Raw genomic sequence first — 19,130 nt, forward strand, 5'->3', positions numbered from 1 at the left:
CCTTGTATGCTAAGAGCAGCTCCTGATATAGGGGTTGCTCTTATAATTTTTGTACTTTGAAAACTGAATGTTGTTGTCCCGGTGGGGGACGCAGCCCAAGCGAAGCGCGGGAGCGGCCCAAAGGGACGAAAACAGGTGTTTACGATCTTGGGCTGTCTTTGGGAAAATGCCAGTAGGTGCTACCGACGGGAATGTTCCTTTCCCCCCTGTAGACTCGAATTTCGGGTTCTTCCAGCTAAAGAGTGTTCCCTTGGCCTCTTCCGTATTTTCCTACACGCTGACTGTATCCCGCGCGTCACCATCCCTTCCGCATTGCAGAGGAAGGTTTGTGCACCGATGGGCCGCGGTGTATACCAATAGCTCGCAAGGCTGTAAGCGGAGAGCTTTCCCAAGGACATCCCAGGACCGTAGCGCCCAGTCCACAGCAAAGGAGGTGATTTCCATGTCCCACATCTTGTTTGTCGGGATCGATGTTAGCAGCAAGAACAACGTCGTCTGTTGCCTTCCCGAAGGTGACACCGCCAAATCGATAAGCCGATTCACCGTGCCCAATGACGAGCCCGGCGTGCTTGCTCTCCAAGAGCGGATTCTTGCACTCATGCAGAAGCATCATCTCTCTCACATCCGCTTCGGCCTTGAGGCGACCGGCTGTTACTCCAGCCATCTCGCCCGATACCTGGAGAGCGTGCTGAGCTTCGCGCCGTATGAGCACAGCGTCTATGTGTTCAACCCCAGTCTCATCAAAGCGTTCAAGAAGACCCACTTCCTTGACGCCCCGAAAACGACAGGGTAGACGCCTGGTTCATCGCCGCGAAGCTCCGATCCGGTCATCTACCCCGTGCCTTCACGTGGAGCGAACCCATCGCTGCTCTGCAGCGCCTCTGTCGGACTCGTTTCCACGTTATACAGACTTTGACACGGGAGACCAATTTCCTGCTGACCAACTTGTTCCTGAAGTTCAGCAGCTATTCGGTCGGGCCGTTCGGCAAGAAAACGTCGGCGACGAGCCTTGCGGTGATGGAGCACTTCGCCAGCGTCGAGACTCTCATCGACATGCCGGTGGAGGACCTCGTGGCGTTCGTTGCCCGGTGCGGCAAAAACCGCTTTGAGAACCCGCAGGAAGTTGCGCAGGCACTGCAGAAAGCCGCCCGCTCTTCCTACCGCTTGCCCAAGGCGATGGCCGATGCCGTGAACCTAGCGATGGCGTCCAACATCCGAGTCATCCGCTCGCTTCAGGAACAGGCCAAGTCCTTGCAGAAGGCCATTGAAGAACATCTGGCTACGATTCCGCAGACGCTGACGTCTGTGCCCGGAATCGGCCCGCTCTTCGCTGCCGGCCTCATCTCGGAGATTGGAGACATCCAGCGCTTTCCGAATCAAAAGGCGCTTGCCAAGTACGCAGGCCTCGCTTGGACGGAAAGCCAATCCGGCGATTTCAAAGGCGTTGAATCCTGGCTTATTAAATCCGGCAATCGCTATCTGAAGTATTACTTCACCGAAGCCGCAAAGAGTGTCCAGGTGCACGACACTGTGTTTGCGCAGTACTTCAGCCTCAAAGCGGCCGAGCCGGCCCAATATGCCGAAAAACGTGCCCTTGCGCTTACAGCTCGTAAACTGGTGCGGTTGGTCGATTATCTGCTTCGAACCAACCGACTTTACGAACCCAGAGAGGTGATCCGACAACACCGATGACATAGGTCATACTACGAAACCACCTATTTCCTAGATCATTAGGAAATATCTGAAAATCTAGGTAGGGCAGGTTTAGTTTGGGTTTGCCTTTTTTCGGGTCACCCCCTGGAAAGCGTGCGGTTCATTCAAATTCGTTCATTTTAAGGGCTTGACATCGTACCGCTGCTCTTTTGAATGAGTTACTTTATTATATCATAGGGTCGCACCGGAATCCCCGTCCGCAGCCAGGGAGTAGCGCTTATCACCCAGGCCCTGAATCAGTCCTCTTTAAAAGCTGATTTTTTATAGATTTGATATTCCCAAGGCCCCAGTTCGATTGAGTGTTCTTATTTCATTTCCGTTGGTGTCTGACATTGGAACGACTTAAAAATGATTCTTCTCTTGAAAGTGAAGTTCTTAAATCGGTTTAATATGAAGGTAATGGTTATCAAATCCCTTTGTCGAATCATATTTGCCATTCATCACCAGTACAATTTCCTTTATTTTTGGACTCAAGTAATACGTTCATCGGTTGCAACAAAAAGGGCGGGTTCCGCGCTACCGCGCAAACCCGCCGCAAGCCATCCTTGGAGGACGACTCGAAGTCATACCAGCCTACCCCAAATTCTCAAACAACCGGCGCACGATGTCCGCCCCGCCGATAAACGTGCCGAAGGAGGCCCCGATGTTCGAGAGGGTGACGACCAACAAGATGCGCGTCACCTTGTTGTACCAAAACCCTTTGACGCTCAGCACGTCCTCGGACAAAGAAAAGACCCGGCGTGCTGCCGGACGCAGCCGACACCAACACAAAAAGCCGGCCCCATGGCCGGCTCCTTTCGTTCGTGACAGCAAAAGCGGCAACCGATCGCGTTGTTCACGCCACGCCGCGCAACACCACGCGCGCTGTGCGGCGCATACGAGGCTCACTCTATCACGCGACGATCAGCTCGATGTTTTTCTCCGCCAAGCTGTCCATCAATTCCGCGGCGGGCTCGATGTCCGTGATCAGCGTATCGATCTGATAGGCAGAAGCGAACGAGGCGATCGAGCTGGCGCCGATTTTGGTGTGGTCCAGCAGCGCGACCAGGCGATCTGCGGAATTCGCCATCACTTTCTTTAATTCCACTTCGTACACGTTGAAATCGGTCAGTCCCGCTTCCATGGTAAAGCCGCTTGCCGAGGTGAACATCGTATCCACGTTGATCGTTTCGAGAATGTTCGCTCCGAGTGTGCCTTCGACGCTGGTGGAACCGATCCGGAGCAGCCCGCCGATCAGAATGACCGTGATCGACGGATTTTCCTTTAGCTCCATGGCCGTCATCAGCCCATTGGTAACCACCGTCAGGCGAATCGGTCTCGTCTTCAGAGATCTGGCCATCTCCAGCGCGGTCGTACTCGCATCGAGCAGAATGCATTGTCCCGGCTGCACAAGCGAGGCGGCTTTCTCGCCGATGCGGATCTTTTCCTCCCGGTTCTTCTTTTCCCTCTCCGAGAAACTGTTGCCGCTCTCCGTCTTCTCGTTGACCATGGCGCCGCCGTACGTGCGGATCAGCAGACCTTCCTGCTCCATCGCGTTCAGATCCGCGCGCAATGTGGCTTCGGAAACGTTCGTATACTCGGACAATTCCTTGACCGTGATTCGTTTCTGATGATTCAAAATATCCAAAATGCGCTTTCTTCGTTCATGGGCAAAAAGTTTCACCACGTGAATCTCCTTCGAATGAGTAATTGAAAACTTTATGAAAATCATTTTACTGAATTTCATTTCAACATTCAACAATAAATACGAAACCATACGAAAACAACAGAAAAAATATGCTGTCATTGTATCAATATTTTTCAGCGTTTTAATTGGCGTTTTAAAAACAAACAACAATAATATACTTAATCACACTAATAGATTTTATTAAAATGAGGTAAACAATCAAATTCGAAAATATCGGAGGGTTCGAAATGAAAACTCTTGCGCTGGAATTCGCGGCCGTCACCGAAGCTGCCGCACTGGCTTCATTCCGCTGGGTAGGCCGCGGCAACAAGACGGAAGCCGACCAGGCCGCCACTACGGCCATGCGCGACCGGTTGAACCGGATGAACATCAACGGCACCGTCGTGATCGGCGAAGGGGAAATGGACGAAGCCCCCATGCTGTATATTGGGGAAAAAGTGGGCACCGGTTCGGGGGAGGAAGTGGATATCGCCGTCGACCCGCTGGAAGGAACGAACCTGATCGTGAACGGCCAGAGCGATTCCATCATGGGACTGGTTCCGCACGAGGTGCTGCCCATGAACCGGCTGGCGGGTTCCGACGAATGCATTTTACGGCAACCGGCATCACGGACGGATTTTTGCTGCGGGGGGGTGCAATCCCGGGAGGGCGCGCTCGTCACTCATACGCTGCTGCTGAGCGGCACGGAACGAAAGGCCCGTTTTCTCGAATCGACGCACTTCCTTCATTAAATATAGGAAGCTCATCAAAAAAAGACCCGGAAGCGGCGCCTCTTCGATTAGGCGTCCGTATTCCGGGTCTTGCTTTGCCGCCGGATCACCGCGCGCAAATCCCGGCGCGCGCGGTGCGGCGCATGGCGCGGTAAACCGCAAGGAATCAACCGGCCAGCGATTTGACGTATTGATAAAAGCTGTCGAGAATCATATAAGCCGATGTCGCTCCGGGATCCTGATGACCGACGGACCGTTCCCCCAGCCGGCTGGACCGGCCTTTCTGCGAAAGCATCTCCGCCGTCGCCTCCGCGCCTTCCTCCGCCGCCCGCACCGCGTCTTCCAGGCAGGCCGCCAAATCTTTGCCCGCCGCGCGGCCGGACTCCATCGCCTTCATGGCCGGGTACCACGCGTCCACCATCGTTTTATCCCCGGGCTGCGCTTTGCCGCGGTCGAGAATGCCGTTCACGGCGGCGATCCAGAACTGCACGATATCGTCGTCGCTCAGTTCGGTCTTGCCCTGCAGAACCGCGCCGCCCCGGAGAAAGGCCGTCGCATAGAGCGGACCGACGGAAGAACCGACGGCGTTCAAGAACGTCATGCCCGCCGCCTTGCTGATCTCCCCGCAGCCGCTCTCTCCGCCGAATTCCGCCAATTTGGCCTTGACGGCCTGCCATCCGATGGACATCGTGACGCCGTGATCCCCGTCGCCGACGGCCCGGTCCAGATCGGACAAATAATCTTTCTCCCGTTCGATCCGGTCCGCGATGTGATGCAGCGCCTGAATGAAATCCGCACTAGTCAGTTTCATGGTGCTCCTCCTTACGAGACTTACGACATCTGGACGAACATGGGGCAATCGGCCGGGTGATCGATGAGGCGGGCCAATTCGTCATCCACCTTCATGAGGGAAATCGAGCATCCGCCCATCTCCAGCGACGTGACGTACTCGCCCACATAGGAGCGGTGGATTTCGATCCCTTTGTCAGCCAGCACCTGCGCGGTCCGCCGGAACATAATGAACAGTTCCATGTAGGTCGTCGATCCCAAACCGTTCACCAGCACCACGACCCGGTCGCCTTTGGACAGAGGCATATCCGCAAATATGCGGTCCAGCAGATCGTCCGCCACTTCGTCCGCCGGTTTGATTTTTCCTCTCTGCACCCCGGGCTCCCCGTGAATGCCGAGTCCGATCTCCATCTCGTCCGCACCGAGTTCGAAGCTCGGCCGGCCCGTCTGGGGAATATGGCACGGGCTCAGGGCGACGCCCATCGTCTTCGTCATTTGATTGGCTTTGGAAGCGGCCCGGACCACTTCGTCCAGGTTGTAGTTCAGGTCGGCCGCGGCCCCGGCGACTTTGAAGACGAGAAAATCTCCCGCGATGCCGCGCCTTCTTTCTTCTTCGGACTTCGGAGCGGAAGCAACGTCGTCCGTGATTCTGACGGTTTCGACGCGAATGCCTTCCATTCCTGCCAATTCGGCCGCCATATCGAAATTCATGCAGTCACCGGCATAATTTCCATATAAATAGAGAACGCCCGCTCCCGCGTCGACCGCTTTGGTCACTTCGAGAATCGGATCCGGCGGCGGGGAAGCGAAAATGTTGCCGACCGGAACGCCGTCCATCATCCCTTTGCCGATCAGCCCGAGAAATGACGGTTCGTGGCCGGAGCCGCCGCCGCAAATGACGCCGACTTTCCCGGGCCGCACCGTGTTTACGCTCACAATGGACCGCGGATTTTGCGGAAGCTGCCGCACATACCGGGAATAGGCCGCGACATAGCCCTCAAGCATTTCCTCAACAACTGCAGTTGGATTGTTGATCAGCTTTTTCATCGTCCCCGCTCCTTATAAACTCCTGTTCTTTTTCCATGATCTTGTTGACCTTGCGGCTGGAATTGCCGCCCTCGAATTCGGCGTTCATCCATGCCTCCACCACTTTCAAGGCAGCCTCGGGGCCGATCACCTTGGCCCCCATGGTCAGAACCTGAGCGTTGTTGCTTTTGCGCGCGCGTTCCGCCGAATAGGTGTCGTGACACAGCGCCGCCCGGATGCCCGGCACTTTGCCCGCCGCGATTGCCATGCCGATTCCCGTGCCGCAGACCAGAATCGCCCTGGAAAATTCGCCCTTCCGCAGATCGAGCGCAACTTGAAACGCGACATCGGGATAATCGACCGCATCGCAGCTGTAGCACCCATAATCGACGACCTCATGGTTATGAAGTTCCAGGTACTTCTTGATCGTTTCTTTCAAATCGTAGGCGTTATGGTCGCTTCCCAATGCGACTTTCATGTTTGCTGCCACCCTTCCGTTTTAAGGAACCAAAATGACTTTGAGCGAGTTTTTGCCGCTTTTGACGAGTTCGAAACCTTCCTTGAACCGTTCCAGCGGCAACTGATGCGTGACGACGCCTTCCGTCGGCAGCTTGCCCGATGCAATGCCGTCGATGACGAGCGGATAGCAATACGGTCCGAGATGGGAGCCGAGGACGTCGAGTTCTTTGCGGTCGCTGATAATGCTCCAGTCCACCGTGACGGGATCCTTGAATACGCTGAATTCCACGAACCGGCCCAGTTTGCGGATCATGGAAAGGCCTTGCTCGACGGATTTCGGATGGCCGGTCGCTTCGATGTAGATATCGCAGCCGTAGCCGTCCGTCATGTTCTTGATTTCTTTCACGACATCCACTTTGCTCGGGTTCATGACGATGTCGGCGCCGAACTTTTGGCCAGCTCGAGCCGGTCGTCATGCAGGTCCAGCACGACCAGTTTGCCGGGACCCGCCAGACGCGCCGCGCCGACCATGCCGAGGCCCAGCGTTCCCGCGCCCGAAAGGACGACAAAATCTCCCAGCTGGATTTGGGCGCGCTGAACGGCGTGGAACGAGCAGGCGTAAGGTTCGATCAGGATGGCGGCCTCGATCGGCAGGTCCGCCGGCACTTTGAAGTTGATCGCCTCTTTGGTAAATTTCATATATTCGGCCATGCCGCCGTTGACGTTGTTTTGGAAGCCGTACAGGTCGTGCTTCTCGCACATCCAGTATTGCCCCCGCTTGCAGAAGCGGCATTCCCAGCACGGAACGATCTGTTCGGAAATGACCCGGTCCCCGACTTCGAATCCGGTTACGCCTTCCCCAAGCTCGACCACATGGCCGATGAACTCGTGGCCGGGGATGACGGGAGCCTTGATGTAAGCGGGCTGCGTCTCGTCCCCCCAGAAGCTCGGCGCCCCCAGATACGCCTTGACATCGCCGGCGCAAATGCCGCACGCCTCCACCTTGACGAGAATTTCACCGGGTCCCGCCTTCGGGGTGTCCACCGTTTCAAGCCGGTAATCCCCCGGGGCATACGCCACAACCGCTCTCATTTTTCCGGAATTGCCGTCGCCATGTTTCATTCCTCCATATTCGTTTATTGAATGCGATTGCCGTTGCTTGGGTCGAACAGATGAATCCGGTCTTCCCGAAACAGCAGATGGATCGGGTCCCCCGTCCGGTAGTGGACGTCTTCCCCGGTGACCAGGCTGAGCAGCGTCTCGCCCACCCGGATATGGACCCGGCATTCTTCGCCCAGGCTCTCGAAGATCGTAACCTTGGTGCTGATCGTGTGCGGGTCGCTTCCGCCGACGATATGGATGTCGGCCGGCCGGATGCCGAATCGGTACGGCTGGCTGTCTCTCACTTTTTCCCGGTAGGCGGCGGGAACCTCGAATTCCAGGAGCGAATCTTCGATGCGGAACATCTTTTTGCCCGTCTTCGCCGTGAAGGCGTGGACGGTAAACAGGTTCATCGGCGGTTCCCCGATAAAGCCGGCCACGAACTCGTTCACCGGATGGTTGTATACTTCCAGCGGGGTTCCGAACTGCTGCAGGACGCCTTCGTTAATAATGGCGATCCGGTCGGCAAGCGCCATCGCTTCCGACTGGTCGTGCGTCACGATGATGCTGGTCGACTTGATTTCCGTGTGCAGGCGTTTCAGCTCGGTGCGCATGCTCTGGCGCATTTTGCCGTCCAAATGGGACAATGGTTCGTCCAGCAGCAGAATGCCCGGTTTCCGCACGATCGCCCTGGCGATGTTGACCCGCTGTTTCTGTCCTCCTGACAGAGCCGCCGGCTTCATGTCGAGCAGCGAAGTGATGTGGAGAAGCTCCGCGATTTTCCCGACCTCGCGCTTGATTTCCTCCTCCGGCGTCTTTTTGGCGCGCAGATTGAAAGCGATGTTGTCGTACACCGTCAGCGGAGGATAAAGCGCGTAGTTCTCGAACGCGAGGCCCACGTTCCGCTTGCTCGGATGCAGGCGGTTGACCACCGTTCCGCCGATCTCGATTTCCCCGGAAGTGATATCCTCCAGACCGGCGATCATGCGCAGGGTGGTCGACTTGCCGCAGCCGGATGGGCCGAGGAAAGCGATGAATTCTCCGTCGCGGGCAGTCAAATTCAAAGATTTGACGGCATGAATCCGTTCTTTCTGCTTCATGTACGTCTTGTTCAAATCCCGGATCACCAGTTCAGCCAACGGAACGCACTCCCTTCTCTCCGGCTCTCGCGATGAATCGTCCGGTTCCGCTGTCGAAAAAGATGGCTTCCTCCACGTTGAATTTGAGATAGATCGGCTGGTCCGGCTTTACGTCCAAATCCGCAGCCGCGATCAGCCGGATCAGCTGCCCGTCGGCTTGAACCGTCAAAATCGCTTTCGCGCCGAGCGGTTCGAAGCTGTATACCGACGCGCGGAGCATGGAAGGATCGCCGGTGAAGCTGTATTTGATGTCCTTGGGACGGAACCCCGCCCGCACGGTATCCGCGCCGTGTTCCTCCAGCGCTTGCCTCACCCGGCCGGGAACCGCAAAATGATCGCTGTCGCCAAGCAAGTTCAGGTACATCCATCCGTCCTTGTTCACCAGACCGGCGGTCAAAATATTGATCTCCGGTTCGCCGAACGCTTCCGCGACGAATTCGGTGGCAGGCCGGTAGTAGATTTCGTCCGGCGTGCCGATCTGCTCGATTCTGCCTTGATTCAGAACGGCAATGCGGTCGGCCAGGCTGAGCGCTTCCAGATAGTCGTGCGTGACGTAGATTGTCGTGGTATTGAGATTGGCCTGCATTTCCTTGAATTCCGCCCGCATCTGGTGGCGCAGCTTGGCATCCAGGTGCGTCAGCGGTTCATCCATCAGAAACACTTCCGGATTTCGGACAAGCGCGCGCCCCAGCGAGACGCGCTGCCGCTGCCCGTTCGACAATTCGGAAGGGAGCCGCTGCAGCAGCCAGTCGATGCGCAATATTTTGGCCACCCGTTCGACCTCTTCCCGGATTTTGCCCTCCGGCTGGCGGTACTTCGGACTCCGCAGCGGGGAAGCGATATTTTCAAACACCGTCAAATGAGGATACAAGGCGTAGTTCTCGAACACCATCGCCACGTTGCGGTCCTCCGGCTCCAGCGAATTGACGACATTGCCGTTCATGGTGATGACGCCTTCCTCCGGCACCAGGATGCCCGCGATCAGGTTGAGCAAGGTGGTCTTGCCTGCGCCCGCCGGCCCGAAGATGACGTAGAACTCTTTGTCCTTGACGTCGATGCTGACCCCGCTCAGCGCCGTATTTTTTTGAATTTTTGGTAACGTGCTTCAGGGCGATATTCGCCATCGGCTCTCCTCCTTTCCCTTGTTGTCAGCCTTTCACCGCACCCATGCTCAAGCCGCGAACCAGGTGCTTCTGGATCAGCAAAGCCAATATCACTTCCGGCAGCGCCGAAATGGTGACCGCGGCTGCCATCTGTCCGTAATGGACCGTGTCGGAAGAGATGTATTTTAGAGACGCCACCGTCGTGGTGACGACATCCTGGCCGGCGAGCAGCAAGGCGAAGGTGAAGTTATTCCAGACGAAGATGAACGACAGCAGCGCCGCCGCAACCATGCCCGGCTTGATCAGAGGCATGTTGATTTTCAGAAACACGCGCCACCAGGAATATCCGTCGACCCTTGCGGCATGCTCGATTTCGGGAGAAATATCCTCAAAGTAGCCTCTCAGAATCCAAATGATAAAGGGCAGCGAAATCAGCTGAAACACCCAGATGAGACCGAACGCGGTGTCGTACAAGCCGATTCTTTGGTAGATCAGAAACAAAGGAAGAATGACGAGCATTTCAGGCGCAAACCGGAAAGACAGGAACGTAAACGCCAAATCTTCTTTCCCTTTGAAATCGAACCGGGCCAGCGCATAGGCCGCGGGCACGCCCACCACCAGCGACAGCAGCACCGCTCCCACGCTGACAAACACGTTATTCATGAAGTAGCCGATATACTCGCCGGTGGAAAACAGCACCCGATAGTTTTCCAGCGTCGGGTGGAACACGAAAATGGTGTTGAACATCTCGCGGTCGTGCTTGAACGAAATGAGCAGCATCCAAAACAGCGGAAACAAGGCAAACAAGGCGTACAAGAGCAGCGCCGAGTTTTCAGAATTTTGACAATCGGATTCGCATTTCCCATCGGTTATGGCCCCCTCAACTCCCGGATGCGTTTTTCTGCGCGCGGCTCCAGTATCGGATCAGATAGTAGCTCAGGATGTAAATGAACACCCAAAGAATGAGCATATAGGGAAGCGCAGTGCCCAATTCCTTGTACGTAAAGGCTTCGTTGTAAGCGGTCAGCGGCAACGACATTAAGGTGTCGCCGGGGCCGCCGCGGGTCAGGGCGAAAATTATCGAAAACTCCTGCAAGGAGATCATGATCCTGAACAGCAGGGCGATCAGCAGCAAAGGCTTGATCATCGGAAGCGTGAGCGTCTTGAACGTAAACCAGGCCGATCCACCGTCCACCATGGCTGATTCGAACGGCGCTTTGGGCAGCGATCGGAGTCCGGCCAGCACGAGGACGATGACGAAAGGCGTGTTTACCCAAACGTCGATCAGGACGACGGAGAACATGGCGGTCTTCGGATCCGCGCCCCACAGGAAGTTGTCGATTCCGATCGATCGAAGGGCGTAAGCGATGACGCCGACCGAGTTGTTCGTCATCAGCTGCCAGATCAGCGTCGCAATGACGGGCGCGATCATCAGCGGGAAGATCAGCACCATCCGAAGCGCCTTGGACAGCCGGGTGTCCTGGTTCAGCATCAGGGCAATCCCGATGCCGAGCAGCATTTCCACGCCAGTCGAGAAGAAGGCGTACTGCAAAGTGACCCAGACGCTGTGCCAGAACAACGGATCCGTCAGCATTTGGGTCCAGTTCTCCAGCCCGACGAACGAATAATCTTTGTATTTGAAAGAGTAGTTGGTCAGCGAGTAATAGATCGAAATAAAGAACGGGATCAAAATGCCGATCGTAAGCAGCAAGGCGGGGGCCAGAATCAGATAGGGCCGGGCCTTGCGCATGAAAGGAATCGGCGGGATCTTATCCGAATTCGGGGTCGCGCTTGCATTGGCCAGATCCGCGAACGGGACCGACGGGTCCGGTCTGCCGATTGAACTCATGGACATTCTCCTTCCGGTACGGCAGACGGACGCGACAGATCACGCCATCGCGTCCGCTCCCGTAAATCGATGGGATTATTGCACGCGAATGCGGGAGACGCGTTCGTTGATGTCTTTGGCGAGCTGCTTCATACGGCTTTCCGCATCCGCTTGCCCTGTCACGATATCTTGCAGGGCGGCCGCCCATTCGGTAGTGGTGTTGAAAAATTCGGGCTGCGGCGTGAACTTGATCGAAGTGTTGTCGATGACCGCCCGGAACGTTTGATAGTAGCCCGGGAACTTGGAGATCCGCGCAAGGAAGTCCGGGTCCTCCCATACCGATTGTCGGATCGGGTTGAACACTTTGGCTTGGGTCGCTCCCCAAAGGGTGTGCTCCTTGCCGGTGAAATACTGCATGAACAGCCACGCGGCGTCTTTCTTCTTGGACGACTGGTTCATGGCGATGGACCAGATCCACTCGTTGGCTCCGACCGGCTGGCCTTCCTTGACGATCGGAGGCGGCGCGGTGCCCAGGTTGCCCGCTTCTTGGGAAGCGCCTTCAGAACCCTGGAAGATGGCGAAAATGTCGGCGTCGAACGCCATGGCCGCTTTGCCGGCGCCCAGGTCGGAAGAAGCTTGATACCAAGTGTAGTTCGTCCAGTCTTTCGGTCCGGCTCTCTTGACGAGCTCGGCGAATTTCTTCGTGATTTCGATCGCTTCCGGGCTGTCCAGCTTGGAAACGAGCTTGCCGTCCTGAATTTCAAAGTCTTTGGCGCCGCTCATGCTGAACGCCGACATGTAGCCGGGGTGGATCGTCGCCCACGAACGGGTGCCGCGCACGGCAACGCCGTAGGAGCCTTCGCCGTTCCAGCCGTTCAGTTTCTCGCCGATTTCAATGAGTTCGTCGAACGTTTTCGGCGGCTGGGCGCCGATCGATTCGAGGGCGCGCTTGTTGTAAATCAGGACGTTTGACTCAAAGCCGAGCGGCAGCGCCCAGAGGCTGCCCGTGCCCACCGCGTGGCCGGGGACGAGATCCCAGCGGTCGCCGTCCAGGATGCCTTTGAAAATATCGTTTATGTCGTATCCGCTGTCCGTTTTGGAAGGGTCGTTAAGGAACGAGTCGAGTTCCTGAATGTAATCCGCCGGCGCGTACTCCCAGAGCTGATACGAACCGGTCATGAATACGTCCGGGTTCCCGTTGCGGGCGTTGAGCGCCGTCGTCAGCTTGTCGAAGTAGTTTTCTTCGGGCGTGATCGAATAGTTGACTTTGATCCCGGTCAGCTCTTCGAACTGCGGCAGTCTGGCGATGATGGCTTCCGCATAGGGATGCTGGTTCAGCATCACATTGATTTGTCCGCCGGAATGCTTCTTCCAGTCGAAGGCCCCGCCGTCCGATGCCGGCTGCGGGCTTGATGCGCCAGGACTTGCCCCGCCGGAAGCGCTCGGACTGGGGCTTGACGATTGTCCGCCGGAAGAACAGGCGGACAGGAAGACGAGTAAAGCGGTTACAACAAGCGGAATGATCGATTTCATGGCACGGCTTTTTTTCATGCTTGAATCCCCCATTGTCTCGTTGCGGCATGGCAACGAATTTTTTGACGATCCGTTGTAAGCGTTGCCAAGTTGTTGTGCTAATGGTTCCCTTCGAACTCCGCAACCCCTCCCTTTCATCGGAACAAATCCGGATTGTAAATTTAATGTTATCATTTATTTTCGATTTGTCAATTTCATTTTCGATTTTTATTATTTTTATTTGCAATTGTTTAATATAACGAACCATAACGATAAGTGTTATCTTACTTTTTCTTTTATTTAATGGATTAAACGCTTCCAACTTCAAATTGATAAGTCTATGCGCTTTTGATATGCTAAGCGTAATATGGACTTAACATAAAAAAATAAAAGGTGATTATCGTGTCAAAAATGTTCAAAACTGAAAGAAGAGACAAAATTATAGAGCTTCTAAAAGAACAACAAAGAGCGACAGTGAAGGAACTGTCGAAAATGCTGGGCGTATCCGAGGCCACTCTCCGTTCCGACCTGCAATGGATGGAGGAAGACGGCCTCTTGCAGCGGACGCACGGGGGCGCGGTTCTGCAGACCGAAGCGCAGACGGAAACCAGCTTTGCCGTCCGGGAAAAAAGAATCCGGAAGAGAAGATGGCCATCGCGGCCAAAGCGGCGGAATTGGTGGACAGCGGCCAATGCATCTTGCTCGATGCCAGCTCGACCGCTTTGGAACTGGCCAGACGCCTGAAAAAATGCCGATCCGGCTCATCGTGGTGACGAGCGGGATTCACGCCGCCCTTGAACTGCGGGAAAATCCGGGTATAACGGTCATTTTGATCGGCGGGGTGCTCAGGTTGGGGTCGTTTGCCATCGAAGGAACATTGGGGATGCACATCCTGCACCAGATCAATGTCGACACGATGTTCGCGTCGGCGAGAGGATTTACGATCGAGGACGGATTAACGGACTTCAACGTCTACGAGGTCGAACTGAAGAAGGAGATGGTGAAAGCGTCCCGGAAACTCATTGCGCTGCTCGATTACAGCAAGCTGGGCAAAAGCTCGATCTCTTCCTTTGCCCGGACTTCGGAAATCGACACGATCATCATCGATTCGAAGGCGTCGCCGGAGATGCTGGGCAAGCTGGCGGAGATGAATATCCGCGTCTTGAAAACGGAATAAAAAGGCAGGCACATTTCATGCCCGCCTTTCGTTATAGGCCTTCAGCAGCGTATTCCGGTTTTTGCGCACCTGATGGGCTTCTTTCAGGCTTCTGTCCAGCAGTTCCTTGTCGATCCCCAGTTCCGCCGGCGAGGCAGGGCCTCCCGCCGTCCGAAGCCACTCGCGAAGCTGATCGGGCGAAGGGATTTGCCCGATTTCCCGCTTCGTTTGGTCATCGAGCTCCATCAACCCTTCCCCGGCGATTTTCCGGTACAACGCCGATATTTCCGCGCACGCGACTCCCACTTTCGCACCGTGCAGCAGCTGCTTCTTGCCGAGCCGGATGTATTCCATCTCCCAATAGTGCGACAGATGATGTTCGGAACCCGAAGCCGGATAAGATTGTCCGAAGATGAGCATCGCCAGCCCCGATTCAATCAATCCGTTCATCAGAATGCGGATCCCATCCCGCTCCCGCTTTCCGATGCTCTCCACATGCTCCGCGCAGCGCGCAGCGCGTCGGCCGTGATCTTATAGGCCGCATGGCAGTACCTTTCCCCGGCGGTCCGATAGCCGTAAGTCCAGTCGAACAGCGAAGTGAACTTGCCGAGCATGTCCCCGAAACCGGCGGCGACCATGCGGGAAGGCGCTTGGACCAGCACGTCCAGTTCGGCGAAAATCGCCACGGGGGAAGATGCCGGGATCGTGATTTTCTCCCCTCGAACAATGATGGGGGCCCCTTTGGAATTGAAACCGTCAACCGACGGCGCCGTCGGCACGGAAAGGAACGGCTTGTTCGTCTTGAAGGCGATGAAACGGGATATATCGTGCAGCGTCCCCGCACCCGCAACCAGGATCAGATCGGTTTTCTCCGTATCGATCTCCAGCAGAACCTGGATAATCGTCTGCTCGTCCGCGACCACATCCCCGACGGCGTTCGGCTGCGCGAGAACGAGCCTGCTGTCGATCCCGGCATCTTTCAGTGACTGCTCCACTCTCTTTCCGGCCGCCTCGTACGTATTGGAGTCGGCCACCAATGCGATATGGCGGTATCCCCGCTCCGCCAAATAACCGGGAATCAGGTCGACGGCGCCCGCTTCCACGACAATCGAGTCCAGCGTGACGGGATTGTGCGGATGTCCGCACGGACAGGAGGCGACGGCCTGATTCACTTTTTGGATCATCGTTTCCATGGGCAAGAACCTCTTTTCGTCAAAATTCGATCGCATCTCTAACCCATGTTTTATTTTCCGCCGCCCGTTATCATTTTGTCAACTTTTATTTTCGATTATTTTCAATAATTTTCAATTCGAAACAATTTCCGTTTTCATTGTGCCGATATGTACGCGTGCTGCGCAAGGCAAGGGACGGATCAAGGGGTCACCGAATCCCATGAGCGGCAGGAAGACAACGATGCGGTCCATCACGAAGGGCCATCCCAACACTACCAACAAGTAAAACATTTCGAGCATGAACCGTTGCCTCCTCAGACCGGGACTTTCTCGTTCCAGTCAAATTGGTAATCGTAGATCCATTCGTTCGAGTGATTGTTCGCGGATTTCAAAAACAAAGGAAGCATCAGATCGCGGAAAAACACCTGGATCGGGCCTGTCGCATGCTTGCGCTGTCCGATGCTGCGGTAATTTGTTGTTATCGACAAAGCCGAGTCCGGAGCCGTTTGAATCAGTTGTAACCGATGTATACCCAGTATTTGGGATAGTGCCGGCGAAGCTGTCACTAAGTGACAAACTAAAGATTGGCATATTGAATTTGAAGTCTTTGTCGATAAATTAAGTGGGGTAGTGAAGCGCTCACCCAGCTAGTTTAATTGCCTAAGAACGATCCCTTTTTAACTTGACAGATCCTGGTCTTCTGTTATCCGATAAGAACATCGGTTTCCGCCTGACAAGAGATATTCCACTCGTTCGACGGTCACATGATCGCCGAGTACCGATCGAAAGAGTTCAAGCTCTTTCCGGCAAAACCGGAGCAAACAGCGGCAGCCTCCATGATCGGACAATGTTTCTGTACGAATAAGTAGCTTCCGTCCTCTTGCTCCTGTACTTCTGCGAAATACCCCTCGTTCATGCGGATCATTGATAAAGTTTGAAGCCTGTCCTTCAAATTTATCGCATCCGATAATTGCGCTTGATATGTTTCCTTCTGAGTAAGATTATGATCATCCAGTATTTTCCATAATCCTTCTTCTCCGAACGAGGCTCGAATCGAATGAAGCAAATCAACCGATAATTGCAAATAACCATTAGGAAACCAACGGTTCGCCAGAGCCGTCAGCCTCCATATTTTCGCAGGCCTGCCCATTGGGCGGGCCTCTTCTTCATATTCAACGACTTGTTGTTTTTGTAGTTCATATAAATGTTGACGCACAGCCATCCCTGTCAATGACAATTTGGAAGCTAATGTAACGGCATCCATAGGACCATGCTGCTTCAGCAGCGTAACAATCGCCTTTCTCGTGTTTTTTACAGACGTTTCGTCCTTCTTCTTCACGTCTCATCGACTCCCATGTTCCATAATTTTCGAACGGATCGTGCTTTTTCTACATTCTAAAGAAAATTCTTGACAAAGTCAAAACTAGAGGATAAATTTGGTTTATAAATATAATACTTTATAAAGTTTTTATCATCGAAAGTAAATCGTGAGCGGAGGGAAAGAAAATGACTACAACGTTATTTATTCAAGCTAACAATCGTTCGGCGGAGCACTCCGTCAGTGTAAAAATGTACGATGCTTTCTTATCGAGCTACAAGGAATCGCATCCAAAGGATTCGATTGTGGAAGTGAATTTATTTCATGAGCAACTACCCTATTTGGGAGCCACGATGATCGCAGGAAATTACAAATTCGCTCAAGGCATGACTCTTACCCCGGAAGAAGCAGCCGAGCATCGGATTGTCCGTAAACACCTGGAACTGTTTCTCGCAGCAGATAAAATCGTAATTGCTTTCCCTCTATGGAACTTGACGGCTCCCGCTATCTTGCATACGTATCTGGACTATATGCATCAGCCTCGCAAAACCTTTAAATATACAACGGAAGGATTGGTTGGCCTATTGCCCGACAAGAAGGTTGCTTTATTAAATGCCAGGGGCGGCGTGTACGGAGAACATGATGAACTCGCGGTCAATTTCGTCAAAAAACACTTACGGGTGTTCGGCATTCAGGACATCACAACGATTGTCATTGAGGGTCATAACCAGTACCCCGATCGCAGTCAGTCGATCATTGCGGAAGGACTCCGGAATACGGCGCTTGCGGCAAAAGAGTTCTAATGGTGGCTGCATGTCGAAATAGAGGGAGGGGAATTGTTTGGCGCAACAAAAAGAAGGCATCATCTTGATGTCCATTGCTTTAGGTTTGGTCCTGACCGCACTGGATAACACGATCGTATCGGCAAGCATCAATCGAATCATAGACGACATCGGCGGTCTCGATAAAATCACCTGGATTTATACTACCTACGCGCTGGCCGGAACCAGCACTATGTTGATATTCGGCAAGCTCTCCGACCTTTTCGGGAGAAAAACTTTGTATTTGATCGCAATCGGAATCTTCCTGCTGGGTTCTGCGCTCTGCGGAACGGCCGAGACGATTGAGCAACTTAGCATTTACCGGGTCATACAAGGAATCGGATCCGGCGGCATTTTCCCGATTTCCTTCTCCTTGATCTATACCTTGTATACCGACCCGAAAGAAGCGGGGAAACTGTCCGGGATATTCGGTGCGGTATTCGGACTCTCTTCCATTGCGGGACCGCAGATCGGCACGTGGATTTCGGAAACGCTGTCCTGGCGTTGGTGTTTCTATATCAACATGCCGTTCGGTATCGTCTCGTTCGTGGCTCTGCTCTTGACGCTTCGGGAATCCCGGGCGGAGACGAAACCGAAAATCGATGCGTTGGGCGCCATGCTGCTTGTCATCGCTACGGTCTGCGCCATGCTCGTGCTCCAAATGGGCGGTAAAGACGAGGCATGGACTTCATGGAAGATCATTGCTTTGTTCGGGGTCTCGGTTTTGGCCGTCATCAGTTTTTTCTTTGTGGAACGACGGGCCAAGGAACCGATATTGCCGTTGCAGCTTTTCAAAAACCGTATGGTGACAGGAACAAGCATTGTCGTATTTTGCCAAGGCGCCATTATGTTCGCCGCGATGACATACCTGCCGCTTTATACCAACTACGTACTTGGCGAAAGCAGATTAAATTTGCTGTTAACTCCATTGATGCTTTCCATGATCTGCGGCTCCGTTCTGATGGGTTTTATTCTAACTCGCTTCAAAATTCGTACCGTCATGTCGATCAACATGGCGATCGGAATCGTTGTTTCTTGCTTACTTATGAGTCTTTCAGCGGACGTCCCTTTTTGGCAATTCATTGGAATGGTAGTCTTACTCGGACTAGGTGTACTCGGCCCTTTGAACAGCATCAGCCAGAATGCAGTCGCATACAGCGTTGAAGAGCGCTTCATCGGTATCTCTTCATCGCTTGTCGGTTTCTTCCGCAGTATGGGTGGCGTAATGGGCGCTTCGATCATGGCTGTCATCGTCAATACTCAAATTGCAATGTCGGTCAAAAAGGCAGTTGCCCAGTTCAACCTGAATCCGAATTCGGACCCAGCCAATCATCCGCCGGATACCGAAACCGTGTTACGGTACAAGGATCAATTTGAACCGGAGATGTTTCCTTCTATAAGCACGCGATGGATCATGCCATCACACAAGGGTTTGTACTATTTCTTTGCTTATCCATCATCGGCGCCATCGCAACTCTGACGGTTGGATCAATGAAAATAAAAAAACGGTCCGAAGAAACATCCCGGGCCGCCACAAGTTCACAGCTTGAAATTTAAAAAAATAAGAAGAAATCGAACAAGGAGGATTTGATCAAT

General features: G+C 54.1%; 21 protein-coding genes and 3 pseudogenes. 8 read left to right on the forward strand and 16 right to left on the reverse strand.

Features of this window, described 5'->3' with window-relative positions; all coding sequences use genetic code 11:
* Window positions 1-442: 442 nt before the first annotated feature.
* Together PACILC2_RS06830 and PACILC2_RS06835 are read left to right on the forward strand one after the other, a co-directional pair.
* Window positions 443-793 carry an IS110 family transposase gene (locus PACILC2_RS06830; RefSeq protein ID WP_213528293.1) on the forward strand — a complete coding sequence of 117 codons (351 nt, stop codon included), beginning with the start codon at window positions 443-445 and terminating at the stop codon, window positions 791-793.
* A gap of 11 nt (window positions 794-804) precedes the next feature.
* Window positions 805-1,692: an IS110 family RNA-guided transposase gene (locus PACILC2_RS06835; protein ID WP_244863317.1), complete on the forward strand. Its 888-nt coding sequence runs from the start codon at window positions 805-807 to the stop codon at window positions 1,690-1,692.
* A 594-nt stretch (window positions 1,693-2,286) separates the two neighbouring features.
* On the opposite strand, the gene PACILC2_RS29860 is transcribed toward PACILC2_RS06835, so the two are convergent.
* Together PACILC2_RS29860 and PACILC2_RS06845 are read right to left on the reverse strand one after the other, a co-directional pair.
* Entirely contained in the window at window positions 2,287-2,601 is a 315-nt protein-coding gene (locus tag PACILC2_RS29860) for a hypothetical protein (RefSeq protein WP_504739381.1), read from the reverse strand.
* A gap of 4 nt (window positions 2,602-2,605) precedes the next feature.
* The gene (locus PACILC2_RS06845; RefSeq protein ID WP_307860411.1) at window positions 2,606-3,376 is read right to left on the reverse strand and encodes a DeoR/GlpR family DNA-binding transcription regulator; all 771 of its coding nucleotides are present in this window, start codon (window positions 3,374-3,376) and stop codon (window positions 2,606-2,608) included.
* 251 nt (window positions 3,377-3,627) lie between these two features.
* On the opposite strand from PACILC2_RS06845, the pseudogene PACILC2_RS26495 reads away from it, so the two are divergent.
* Window positions 3,628-3,927, forward strand: a pseudogene (locus PACILC2_RS26495) (fructose-bisphosphatase class II); the annotation flags it as partial.
* A 349-nt stretch (window positions 3,928-4,276) separates the two neighbouring features.
* Here the strand turns inward: PACILC2_RS26495 and dhaL are convergent.
* From dhaL to PACILC2_RS06895, 9 genes and pseudogenes are all read right to left on the reverse strand, one after another.
* Window positions 4,277-4,921: a dihydroxyacetone kinase subunit DhaL gene (dhaL, locus tag PACILC2_RS06855; RefSeq protein ID WP_213528297.1), complete on the reverse strand. Its 645-nt coding sequence runs from the start codon at window positions 4,919-4,921 to the stop codon at window positions 4,277-4,279.
* A gap of 20 nt (window positions 4,922-4,941) precedes the next feature.
* Window positions 4,942-5,946, reverse strand: coding sequence for a dihydroxyacetone kinase subunit DhaK (locus PACILC2_RS06860; protein ID WP_062492983.1), 1,005 nt, complete (start codon window positions 5,944-5,946; stop codon window positions 4,942-4,944).
* Window positions 5,909-6,403 (reverse strand): ribose 5-phosphate isomerase B, encoded by a 495-nt coding sequence (rpiB, locus tag PACILC2_RS06865; protein WP_062492982.1) that lies wholly within the window; start codon window positions 6,401-6,403, stop codon window positions 5,909-5,911. The genes PACILC2_RS06860 and rpiB overlap by 38 nt, the downstream gene beginning before the upstream one ends.
* A gap of 21 nt (window positions 6,404-6,424) precedes the next feature.
* Window positions 6,425-7,506 (reverse strand): annotated as a pseudogene (locus PACILC2_RS06870) (MDR/zinc-dependent alcohol dehydrogenase-like family protein).
* Between the two features lie 14 nt (window positions 7,507-7,520).
* Window positions 7,521-8,624, reverse strand: a complete 1,104-nt coding sequence (locus tag PACILC2_RS06875; protein ID WP_062492980.1) for an ABC transporter ATP-binding protein — start codon at window positions 8,622-8,624, stop codon at window positions 7,521-7,523.
* Window positions 8,617-9,714: an ABC transporter ATP-binding protein gene (locus tag PACILC2_RS06880; protein ID WP_307860422.1), complete on the reverse strand. Its 1,098-nt coding sequence runs from the start codon at window positions 9,712-9,714 to the stop codon at window positions 8,617-8,619. The genes PACILC2_RS06875 and PACILC2_RS06880 overlap by 8 nt, the downstream gene beginning before the upstream one ends.
* Before the next feature lie 58 nt (window positions 9,715-9,772).
* Window positions 9,773-10,543: a carbohydrate ABC transporter permease gene (locus PACILC2_RS06885; protein ID WP_244863304.1), complete on the reverse strand. Its 771-nt coding sequence runs from the start codon at window positions 10,541-10,543 to the stop codon at window positions 9,773-9,775.
* A 64-nt stretch (window positions 10,544-10,607) separates the two neighbouring features.
* On the reverse strand, window positions 10,608-11,576 hold the full coding sequence (locus PACILC2_RS06890; RefSeq protein WP_213528299.1) for a carbohydrate ABC transporter permease: 969 nt from the start codon (window positions 11,574-11,576) through the stop codon (window positions 10,608-10,610).
* A 75-nt stretch (window positions 11,577-11,651) separates the two neighbouring features.
* Window positions 11,652-13,106: an ABC transporter substrate-binding protein gene (locus tag PACILC2_RS06895; RefSeq protein ID WP_062492976.1), complete on the reverse strand. Its 1,455-nt coding sequence runs from the start codon at window positions 13,104-13,106 to the stop codon at window positions 11,652-11,654.
* A 372-nt stretch (window positions 13,107-13,478) separates the two neighbouring features.
* On the opposite strand from PACILC2_RS06895, the pseudogene PACILC2_RS28490 reads away from it, so the two are divergent.
* The 3 genes and pseudogenes from PACILC2_RS28490 to PACILC2_RS28500 all read left to right on the forward strand — a co-directional run.
* A pseudogene (locus PACILC2_RS28490) lies at window positions 13,479-13,598 on the forward strand (DeoR family transcriptional regulator); the annotation flags it as partial.
* Between the two features lie 116 nt (window positions 13,599-13,714).
* Window positions 13,715-13,840 (forward strand): hypothetical protein, encoded by a 126-nt coding sequence (locus PACILC2_RS28495; protein WP_307860412.1) that lies wholly within the window; start codon window positions 13,715-13,717, stop codon window positions 13,838-13,840.
* Complete coding sequence (locus tag PACILC2_RS28500; RefSeq protein WP_307860413.1) at window positions 13,816-14,244, forward strand: DeoR/GlpR family DNA-binding transcription regulator; 429 nt, start codon at window positions 13,816-13,818, stop codon at window positions 14,242-14,244. The genes PACILC2_RS28495 and PACILC2_RS28500 overlap by 25 nt, the downstream gene beginning before the upstream one ends.
* A gap of 15 nt (window positions 14,245-14,259) precedes the next feature.
* On the opposite strand, the gene PACILC2_RS26500 is transcribed toward PACILC2_RS28500, so the two are convergent.
* From PACILC2_RS26500 to PACILC2_RS06920, 5 genes are all read right to left on the reverse strand, one after another.
* Window positions 14,260-14,673 (reverse strand): dehydroquinate synthase/iron-containing alcohol dehydrogenase family protein, encoded by a 414-nt coding sequence (locus PACILC2_RS26500; RefSeq protein ID WP_244863305.1) that lies wholly within the window; start codon window positions 14,671-14,673, stop codon window positions 14,260-14,262.
* Complete coding sequence (locus PACILC2_RS26505) at window positions 14,673-15,416, reverse strand: iron-containing alcohol dehydrogenase (RefSeq protein ID WP_244863306.1); 744 nt, start codon at window positions 15,414-15,416, stop codon at window positions 14,673-14,675. The genes PACILC2_RS26500 and PACILC2_RS26505 overlap by 1 nt, the downstream gene beginning before the upstream one ends.
* Window positions 15,417-15,527: 111 nt before the next feature.
* Window positions 15,528-15,695, reverse strand: coding sequence for a hypothetical protein (locus PACILC2_RS06910; RefSeq protein ID WP_213528301.1), 168 nt, complete (start codon window positions 15,693-15,695; stop codon window positions 15,528-15,530).
* Window positions 15,696-15,709: 14 nt separating this feature from the next.
* Entirely contained in the window at window positions 15,710-15,883 is a 174-nt protein-coding gene (locus PACILC2_RS06915) for a hypothetical protein (protein ID WP_213528303.1), read from the reverse strand.
* Between the two features lie 272 nt (window positions 15,884-16,155).
* Entirely contained in the window at window positions 16,156-16,734 is a 579-nt protein-coding gene (locus PACILC2_RS06920; RefSeq protein ID WP_244863307.1) for a helix-turn-helix transcriptional regulator, read from the reverse strand.
* Between the two features lie 167 nt (window positions 16,735-16,901).
* Between PACILC2_RS06920 and PACILC2_RS06925 the strand changes: the two genes are divergently transcribed.
* Together PACILC2_RS06925 and PACILC2_RS06930 are read left to right on the forward strand one after the other, a co-directional pair.
* Window positions 16,902-17,516, forward strand: coding sequence for an FMN-dependent NADH-azoreductase (locus tag PACILC2_RS06925; RefSeq protein ID WP_213528305.1), 615 nt, complete (start codon window positions 16,902-16,904; stop codon window positions 17,514-17,516).
* A gap of 37 nt (window positions 17,517-17,553) precedes the next feature.
* Window positions 17,554-19,014 carry a DHA2 family efflux MFS transporter permease subunit gene (locus PACILC2_RS06930; RefSeq protein WP_244863308.1) on the forward strand — a complete coding sequence of 487 codons (1,461 nt, stop codon included), beginning with the start codon at window positions 17,554-17,556 and terminating at the stop codon, window positions 19,012-19,014.
* Window positions 19,015-19,130: the final 116 nt, after the last annotated feature.

The sequence above is a fragment of the Paenibacillus cisolokensis genome (genome assembly GCF_018403665.1).
Classification (GTDB): domain Bacteria; phylum Bacillota; class Bacilli; order Paenibacillales; family Paenibacillaceae; genus Paenibacillus_AH; species Paenibacillus_AH cisolokensis.